Below are 7797 nucleotides of genomic sequence, written 5' to 3'. Positions count from 1 at the left end.
CATCATTAGAACCTCCTCTCGGTCCGCGCCGGCGCGCCTTCCTTTCGGTTTTTGTTGTTTCTTGTTCCCCCCCCCCCCCCCCCCCGGGGGGGGGGGGCCGCCCCCCCCCCCCCCCCCCCCCCCCCCGCGGCGGCGTCGCCGAGGTAGGCACTCATGACCTTTGGATCTTTGAGCAGGTTTGGCGCCGTGTCCTCTCCGACGAACCTTCCCGTCTCGATCAGGTAGCCGCGATCGGCGGTCTTGAGGCTCAGCCGCGCGTTCTGCTCGACGAGCAGGATGCCGAAACCTTCGGCGGCGATGGTGGCCAGTGACTTGAACAGCTCCTTGGACAGCAGTGGCGACAGGCCGAGCGAGGGCTCGTCCAGCATCAGGATGTCCGGCTTCGACATCAGCGCCCTGCCGATCGCGACCATCTGCTGCTCCCCTCCCGACATCGTCTGCGCCAATTGGCGACGGCGTTCGGCGAGCCGGGGGAACAGCCCGTAGACAAAATCAAGCATCTTGCCCGCGTCAGGCTTCGCGCGCCTGGCATGGCTTCCAAGCCGCAGGTTCTCCGCCACGGTGAGTTCGCCAAAGATGCCTCGGCCTTCCGGGACGAGCGCGATCCCCTCCTCCACCATCAGATGGGCGTCGAGTTTCGTGACATCCTTGCCGTTCATGACGATCCTCGTGCCGGCCTCCGTCCCGACGAGCCCGGCGACAGCGCCGAGGAAGCTGGACTTTCCCGCGCCGTTGGCACCCAGGATGACGCAGATCTCGCCTTTGGAAACGCGTGCGGAAACGCCTTCGAGCGCAACATGGCGTCCGTAGCGGACGCCGAGATTGGACACCTCAAGCATCGTCGTCGTCCCCCAGATAGGCGCGGACAACCTCCGGGTCGGCCAGGACGCTGGCCGAGATGCCGTCGGCGATCTTCGTACCGGAATTCATGACGACGCAGCGTTGGCAAAGCGAGCGGATGGCATCCATCACATGCTCGACCATGATGATCGTCCGGCCCTGCGCACTGATCTCGCGGATGAGCGCCATGCCGATCCTGAGTTCGCTGGGGTTGAGGCCGGCGAGCCACTCATCGAGCAGCAGGACATGAGGGTTGCTCGCAAGGGCACGGGCGAGCTCTATTCTCTTCTGGTCGATATAGGTCATTGCCGCCACGGGAATCTCCTCGCGGCCCTTCAACCCGACCCGTGCCAGCAGTTCGCGGGCAAGCGTCAGTGCCTCGCCGCCCCAGAGCCTGTTGTGCCCGAAGACGGCGCCGGCGACGACGTTCTCCACCGCGCTCATGGACGGCAGGACGCGTACCAGCTGGAAGGTCCGGGCAACCCCGATCCGGGCGATCTTGTGGGCTGCCAGTCCGGCGATGGGCTGTCCGGACAGGAGAATATTGCCCGATGTCGGCGACAGCGCCCCCGATATGAGGTTGAGCATCGTGGTCTTGCCTGAACCGTTCGGGCCGATCAGTCCCAACAGCTCACCCTCGGCGACCTCGAAACTCACATCGTTGACGGCGACGAGGCCGCCGAAGGCCTTGCGCACCCTGTCGATGGCCAGCAAAGGAACGCTCATCTCCCCTCCTCCACGGTCGTTGCCAGCAAGCTCTGGTCGGTTGGGCGGCGACGACGGAACAGGCTTTCCAGCTGGCCCGTGACACCGTCGGGAAGCACATAGACGATCGCCAGGAAAGCGATGCCAACGATCACCGCCGTCTGGTTAGGGAAGTGGCCCGAGATGAAGTCCATCACCAGGGTGAAAGGGACGACGCCGACCAGGGGACCCCACAGGCGGCGTGTCCCGCCGAGCAGAGCCATGATGACCACGAGGAAGGACGTCATCGGATTGAAGGCCGCGTCCGGCGTGATGTAGGAATAACGAGGCGCCATGATTGCGCCGGCCACGGCAATGAAGGCCCCCGAGACCGCGAACAAGATGATCCTGGCGCGAGCGGTGTCGACGCCGACATGACGCGCCACGGCCTCGTCATTGCCGATGATGCGCAACGCCAGGCCCAGCCGGGACCTGTTGATGAGCCACCCGGTCATGAACACGACCACCGTCAGCGCAAGCAGCATCCAGTAGAGATGCGCCTCGGTGAGATCGGTGAAGACGTATAACCCGATCGTGCCGCCGAAATTGGTTTGTACCCAGGTCACGATCTGGCCCATGAGTTCGGCAAGGCCTAGCGTGAAGATCACGAAATAGACGCCTGAGAGCCTGAGGGTCGCCAATCCGACCAATATGGCCAGCAAGGCGCTGGCTGCGACAGCGATGAGGATGAGCGCCGGGAAAGGCAGGACGTCGATGAAGATCGCGACCGAATAGGTTCCGACGCCGAAGAAGGCGGCGCTCGCCAACGAGACCAGGTGCGTGGGCCCGGAAAAGAGTGCCCAGGCCGTGCATATCGCCGCATAGAGCATGATGTTCACGCTGACCGACAGCCAGAACCCCTCGGTGACCAAGGGAAGAAAGGCCAGCACAGCCGCGCCGCCAAGGCCGGCACCAACAGCCAGAAGTTCATTGCGCGGAATGTTCATCACGCCGGCCGCTTTCCGAAGATGCCCTGCGGCCGGAACAGCAGAACGAGGATGAAAAGGGCGTAGTTGGCCGCCAGCGTCAGCCCCGGGTCCAGCAGGCTGGCGACGAGCGTCTCGGTCAGGCCAAGCACGAGGGCGGCGAGAACCGCGCCACGAATGTCGCCGACACCGCCCATGATCACGATGATCAGCGCCTTCATGGTGAACAGCACGCCCATCGACGTGTTGAACGTGTAGAAGGTCGACAGCAGCGTGCCGGCGCAGGCCGTGATCGAGCCTCCCAGGGCAAAAGCGAAGGCCGCCGTCCGGCGCACATCGATCGCCACGAGCCTTGCGGCGCGCGGATCGACGGCGACGGCGCGAACGGCCGTGCCGCGGTCGGTGTGGTAGAGGAAGACGTAGAGAGCGGCGGCGATGACGGCCGCGGCGACAAAGGCCACGACGCGGTTGAGGCCGAACGAGTCGCCCATGATCGAGAAGGGCTGGGCGAGGAACTCATAGTTGAAATAGGACCCGCCGAAGGCCTGCAGCATCAGCCCCTGGAACAGGAACAGCAGTCCGAAAGTCGCCAGGATCGAATCGACCTCGAGCATGCCTCGGTTCTTGGCCCGCTTCACCAGAGGCTGCATCAGCCAGGCATAGATCAGCCAGTTGACGACGAAAGCGCCGGGGCCGATCACCAGCAGGCCAAGAAGCGGATTGATGGCGTAGCCCGTATACAGCCAGAAGGTGACGAAGCACGCGGCGACGAGCGTCTCGCCATTGGCGAGGTTCATTATGCGCGCCACGCCGTACTGCAGCGTGAGCCCGAGGGCGATGAGCGTATAGGTGCCCCCAAGGAGCAGGCCTGTCAGCAGGATGAGCATTGGTATTCTCGCAGTGAGGGCCTGGCGCCACGAGGACGCCGAGGCTCCTGGGAGGATCGGATCAGTTGCTGGGCCAGACGGGCTTGATCACTGGCTGCTGCGCGCCCTGGAGGTTCCCGGTCGCCCTGACGCCATGAACGACGCCATCGCTCCACTGGCCCACCGTCCAGTTGTTGTTGTTGATGTTATTGTCGAAGTGGACATCGCCGATGACGGTCTTGAAGGTGCCCGACTGGATTTCCTTGTTGAGCGCTTCCTTATCCAGGCTGCCGACGTGCTCGACGGCCTGTTGCAGGATCTCCAGGCTGGCATAAGCCACCGGGCTCGCCCACCAATCGGCTTCCTGACCCGTCACCTCGAGGTGCTCCTTGCGATAGGCCTGGAAGACGGGATCGCTGGCATTGACACCGCCCATGATCAGGACCCCGTTGCCAGCGGCGCCAAAGCGCTTTCCGTAGGCGTCGAGATTGCCGCCGACGCTGACGAAGAACGCCTTGACGTTGAACTTCTGCAACTGCGCCTGCTCGGTGAGAGCGAAGCTGTCCGGCGGGTAGGAGTAGGCGACGAAGGCATCGGGGTTCGCCGCCTTGGCGCTTGCTATCACGGGAGCGACGTCCTGGTTGCCGAGCGGATAGGAGCTTTCGTAGACGATATCGAAACCGGCCTGCTTGAGCGCCGGCTTGCCGGTCTTGATCATCTCGAGGCCGAAGGCATCGGAGACGTTGACCACCGCGACCCGATTGCCGATCTTGCCGGCGTCGCGCAGATCCTTGAGCGTGCCGACGATGCCGTCGGCGATGCCCTGTGCCGGACCGAGCAGCCAGAACGTGTTCGGCCAACGCTTGACGAATTGGTCGAGATCGTTGGCATTGCCGGTGGAGACGATCTGCGGGTAGGCATATTTCGCGATCAGCGGAGCGGTCGCGAGATTGAGGCCTGTCGAATATGGCGGGATGATCAGGTCGACCTGGTCCTGGGTGGCGAGACGCTGAATGTTCTTGACCGCCTCTTCCGGCGACGACTTGTCGTCATACTCGACGATCTCGATCGGCCGCATCTGATCGCCGACCTTGAGGCCGCCGGCCTTGTTCACCTTCTCCGCCCACAGCTTGATGTTCGGCCAAAGGACACCTGACGCGCCGCCCGAGAGCGGCCCGGTCTTGGATGCACTGACGCCGATCCTGACCGGCTCCTGCGCCAAGGCGGCGCCGAACGTGCCGGCCACCAAAGCCGCCGAAAGCATGAGTACGTTGAAACTGCGTCGCAACATCGATTCCTCCCAGTTCTGATTGCAGGGGGCGCCCCCTCGCCTCGCGTCCCGCGAGAACGAGTTGATCGCCCGATCCTCTAGCGAATTGCTTAGGCCATTTTCCTCCGATGATCCAGCTAATTTCGTAATATCTAATATTTTCGTTATTTTTGCGGGCGACGCCCGACCCGAGGCGACTTGGCCGGAGCACGAGGCTGCGCCCGTCCAAAACCGCTTCCGCCTCACCCCACCAAGATACCAAATGGTATTCAGATACTAATAAGAATGTCAACATTAAAAATCTGCCGGTGCGTCCCTACTCCCCTCCGGGTCGGCCTCATTTCGAGCTCGCCAGGGCCTCGAGCGCCAGCGCCGGATCCGCTACCTGAGCAGGGTCGAGGCTGGCCGACACGGCAAGGAGGCGCTTTCCGATCAGATAGTCGCGCGGCGCATTCAGCCCGTCGACGGCGACGAACTGCCCCTCGCGGTAGTACCAGTGCGACCGTCCTGGGCCCGCCCCCTGCCTGACAACCACCGTATCGCCCGTTCTGGACAGGCCGGCGATCTGCAGCTTGAGATCGAACTGATCCGACCAGAACCACGGCTTCGGCTTGTAGGGCTGGCGCGCGCCCATAATGTTGCGGGCGACCAGGTCGGCGCTGTCGATGGCGTTGCCGACGCTTTCCATCCGCAGCGATCCTCCCGGCAAGGAGAAGTTGGCGCAGTCGCCGGCAGCCCAGATGAACGGATCACCCGTGCGCCCGTACGCGTCGGCAGCGATACCGTTGTCGATAGCGAAACCCGCCTCTGCAGCCAGCGTCGTTTGCGGCATGCCGCCGATTCCCGCCACGACGACGTCGGCGGCGATGATCGTGCCGTCGCCGAGCCTGGCGCCAGTAACGCGATCAGCGCCGAGCAACTCGCTCACCGCCCTGCCGAGATGGAACGTCACGCCCCTGGACCGGTGAAGGTCTTCCACAGCCCTCGCCGTTTCCGCCGAAGCCACCCGTGCGAGCGGCCGATCGGTGGCTTCCACGACATCCACTGTCATGCCGAGCCCACGCGCGACGGCGGCGATCTCGAGGCCGATATACCCACCGCCGATGACAAGGAGCTTGCCACGCGTTTCGAGCGCAGGCCGCAATGCATCGATGTCGGCGAGCGTGCGGATAGTGAAGATGCCCGCAAGGCCGCGCGAAATCGCCTGCGGAAGCTTTCGGGCGGTCGCTCCGGTTGCGAGCACGAGACGGTCGTAGGCAAGCATGCCGCCATCGGCGAGGCATACGCGCCGCCGGCCGCGGTCGATGGATGCGACGCGCGTTCCCAGTCGCAACGCGATCCGGTTCTTTGCGTACCAGTCCTCCGCTTTCAGCTTCAACCGGTCCCGCTCGAGTTCGCCAAGAAGATAGGCCTTCGACAGCGGAGGACGCTGGTAGGGAGCATCGGCCTCGTCCCCGATCAGGGTGAGCGACCCAACAAAACCGTTCGCCCGCAGCTTCTCGGCCGTCGACAGGCCGGCCTGTCCGGCGCCGACGATCACGATGCTGCTTTCGTTGCCGGGTACGGCGGTGGCGGGATGGTCGACGTCGTGGAGCATGGCCAGCCGCAACCGCTAGGCGGCCGGAATGCGGACGGAAACGTTGTCCAGCGCGTCGCTCACCTTGATCTGGCAGCTCAACCGGCTTCCAGGTTCACGCGGTGCTTCGGCGAAGTCCAGCATGTCGTTTTCATGTTCGCTGATGGGTCCGAGCCTCGACATGATGTTCTCGGGAAGCACGACATGACATGTGGCGCAGGCCGCCGAGCCGTTGCATTCGGCGATGATGCCCGGAACGCTGTTTTCAAGCGCGGTTTCCATCAAGGTGCGGCCGCTCTGGGCCTCGACGGCGAGCTCGGCGCCGTCGGCGAGGAGGAACCTGATCTTCGGCATGAAACTCTCCTCAAGCGTCCCAGACAACGGGCATGTGCGTCGGGCCACGAAACACCCAGCCCCGGATGCGGACGTGGTCCGGATTCTTGAGCCTGAGATTGCGCAGCCGCTCGAACACCGTCGGCACGGCGATCTGGCTTACCAGCGCGCGCGACACCCATGTCCCGGCGCAGAAATGCGATCCGGCGCCAAACGCCAGGTGGAACTTCTTCTCCCGGAACACATTGAATTTCTCCGGATCGCTGAAACGGCTGTTATCGTGGTTGGCGGCGCCGACGCATAGACCGACCTGCTCGCCCTTGCGGACCAGCGTCCCCGAGATCTCCGTGTCGCGGGTCAAGCGGCGCGGATACATGCCGATCGGCGAAATCCAGCGCACCGCTTCTTCGAACGCCTGCCCCCAAAGCGAAGGCTCGGCGCGAATGCGCGCGAGCTGGTCCGGGTTCTGCAGCAGGCCAAGGATCAGCGTAAGGATCGAGTCGCGGGTCTCGTTCAGCCCGCCCCCGATCGCGACCTTGATGTTGGCGTAGATCTGCTCGACGGTCTGCGGAGGATCGGCCTGGAGCATCGAAGACAGCATCGAAGGATTTGGATTGTCCCGATGATGGGGAAGCATCCTGTCGACGGCGCTCTCGACGCCGCTGGCTGCTTCCCTCGCCTTGCGAGCGATCTCCGGGTTGTGGGAGTAGTTGCCGGAACCGTCGATCAGCGACTGCGACCACAGTGCCATCGTGCGCCAGTCGACGCCGTCGAAACCCAATATGTCGGCCAGTGCTCGTGCCGCGATCGGCGCTGCGAGTTCCTCGAAAAGTTCGGCCTCGCCCCGGTGCTCGATCTGCGAAATAACGTCGTCGCAAATGGCCCGCATGGGGTCGGCCCAGCACCGCTTGACGACGCCAGGCCGCAGACTCGGATCCATCGCCGCCCTTTCGCGGGCATGATCGTCGCCGTCCTTGCGCATCAGGTTCGGCCCGATCACCGTGTTCAGCAGCGACTGCGGATTGATGGAGGAAAACGTCTCGGGGTCGCGTTCGATGGCCATGATGTCGTCGAAGCGCGTGACCATCATGATGTTGGCCGCCTCGACCTTGACGACCGGCCCGAGGTCGCGGACGCGCTTGAAGACCGGATACGGGTTGGCAAGCAGGTCTTCGAACGCAACGTCGTCGACCACTTTCACGGCTTCGCTCATGATTTCCTCCTGTCGGGGAACGGCGTACG

General features: G+C 63.9%; 8 protein-coding genes. All 8 read right to left on the bottom strand.

From position 1 onward, the window contains the following. Nucleotides 1–5: 5 nt before the first annotated feature. A complete protein-coding gene (locus AC0L3I_RS13815; RefSeq protein WP_473527230.1) occupies nucleotides 6–839 on the bottom strand; it encodes an ABC transporter ATP-binding protein in 834 nt (277 codons plus the stop codon). Further along, a complete protein-coding gene (locus AC0L3I_RS13810) occupies nucleotides 832–1566 on the bottom strand; it encodes an ABC transporter ATP-binding protein (RefSeq protein WP_473527229.1) in 735 nt (244 codons plus the stop codon). Before AC0L3I_RS13810 ends, AC0L3I_RS13815 begins: the two co-directional genes overlap by 8 nt. Beyond that, nucleotides 1563–2531 (bottom strand): branched-chain amino acid ABC transporter permease, encoded by a 969-nt coding sequence (locus tag AC0L3I_RS13805; RefSeq protein ID WP_473527228.1) that lies wholly within the window; start codon nucleotides 2529–2531, stop codon nucleotides 1563–1565. Before AC0L3I_RS13805 ends, AC0L3I_RS13810 begins: the two co-directional genes overlap by 4 nt. Beyond that, nucleotides 2531–3397, bottom strand: a complete 867-nt coding sequence (locus tag AC0L3I_RS13800; protein WP_473527227.1) for a branched-chain amino acid ABC transporter permease — start codon at nucleotides 3395–3397, stop codon at nucleotides 2531–2533. Before AC0L3I_RS13800 ends, AC0L3I_RS13805 begins: the two co-directional genes overlap by 1 nt. A 61-nt stretch (nucleotides 3398–3458) precedes the next feature. Further along, nucleotides 3459–4667: an amino acid ABC transporter substrate-binding protein gene (locus AC0L3I_RS13795; protein ID WP_473527226.1), complete on the bottom strand. Its 1209-nt coding sequence runs from the start codon at nucleotides 4665–4667 to the stop codon at nucleotides 3459–3461. 316 nt (nucleotides 4668–4983) lie between these two features. After that, nucleotides 4984–6243 carry an NAD(P)/FAD-dependent oxidoreductase gene (locus tag AC0L3I_RS13790; RefSeq protein ID WP_473527225.1) on the bottom strand — a complete coding sequence of 420 codons (1260 nt, stop codon included), beginning with the start codon at nucleotides 6241–6243 and terminating at the stop codon, nucleotides 4984–4986. Nucleotides 6244–6258: 15 nt separating this feature from the next. After that, complete coding sequence (locus AC0L3I_RS13785; protein ID WP_473527224.1) at nucleotides 6259–6576, bottom strand: 2Fe-2S iron-sulfur cluster-binding protein; 318 nt, start codon at nucleotides 6574–6576, stop codon at nucleotides 6259–6261. Between the two features lie 10 nt (nucleotides 6577–6586). Further along, the gene (locus AC0L3I_RS13780) at nucleotides 6587–7768 is read right to left on the bottom strand and encodes a cytochrome P450 (protein ID WP_473527223.1); all 1182 of its coding nucleotides are present in this window, start codon (nucleotides 7766–7768) and stop codon (nucleotides 6587–6589) included. Nucleotides 7769–7797 lie beyond the last annotated feature (29 nt).

Source organism: Mesorhizobium sp. WSM4840, from assembly GCF_055811755.1.
This window is presented reverse-complemented; position numbering and strand designations above follow the sequence as displayed.

Bases quoted from the DNA above. Each gene is read 5' to 3' on its own strand.
- AC0L3I_RS13815 (WP_473527230.1), bottom strand. From the start codon at position 839: ATGCTTGAGGTGTCCAATCTCGGCGTCCGCTACGGACGCCATGTTGCG.
- AC0L3I_RS13810 (WP_473527229.1), bottom strand. From the start codon at position 1,566: ATGAGCGTTCCTTTGCTGGCCATCGACAGGGTGCGCAAGGCCTTCGGC.
- AC0L3I_RS13805 (WP_473527228.1), bottom strand. From the start codon at position 2,531: ATGAACATTCCGCGCAATGAACTTCTGGCTGTTGGTGCCGGCCTTGGC.
- AC0L3I_RS13800 (WP_473527227.1), bottom strand. From the start codon at position 3,397: ATGCTCATCCTGCTGACAGGCCTGCTCCTTGGGGGCACCTATACGCTC.
- AC0L3I_RS13795 (WP_473527226.1), bottom strand. From the start codon at position 4,667: ATGTTGCGACGCAGTTTCAACGTACTCATGCTTTCGGCGGCTTTGGTG.
- AC0L3I_RS13790 (WP_473527225.1), bottom strand. From the start codon at position 6,243: ATGCTCCACGACGTCGACCATCCCGCCACCGCCGTACCCGGCAACGAA.
- AC0L3I_RS13785 (WP_473527224.1), bottom strand. From the start codon at position 6,576: ATGCCGAAGATCAGGTTCCTCCTCGCCGACGGCGCCGAGCTCGCCGTC.
- AC0L3I_RS13780 (WP_473527223.1), bottom strand. From the start codon at position 7,768: ATGAGCGAAGCCGTGAAAGTGGTCGACGACGTTGCGTTCGAAGACCTG.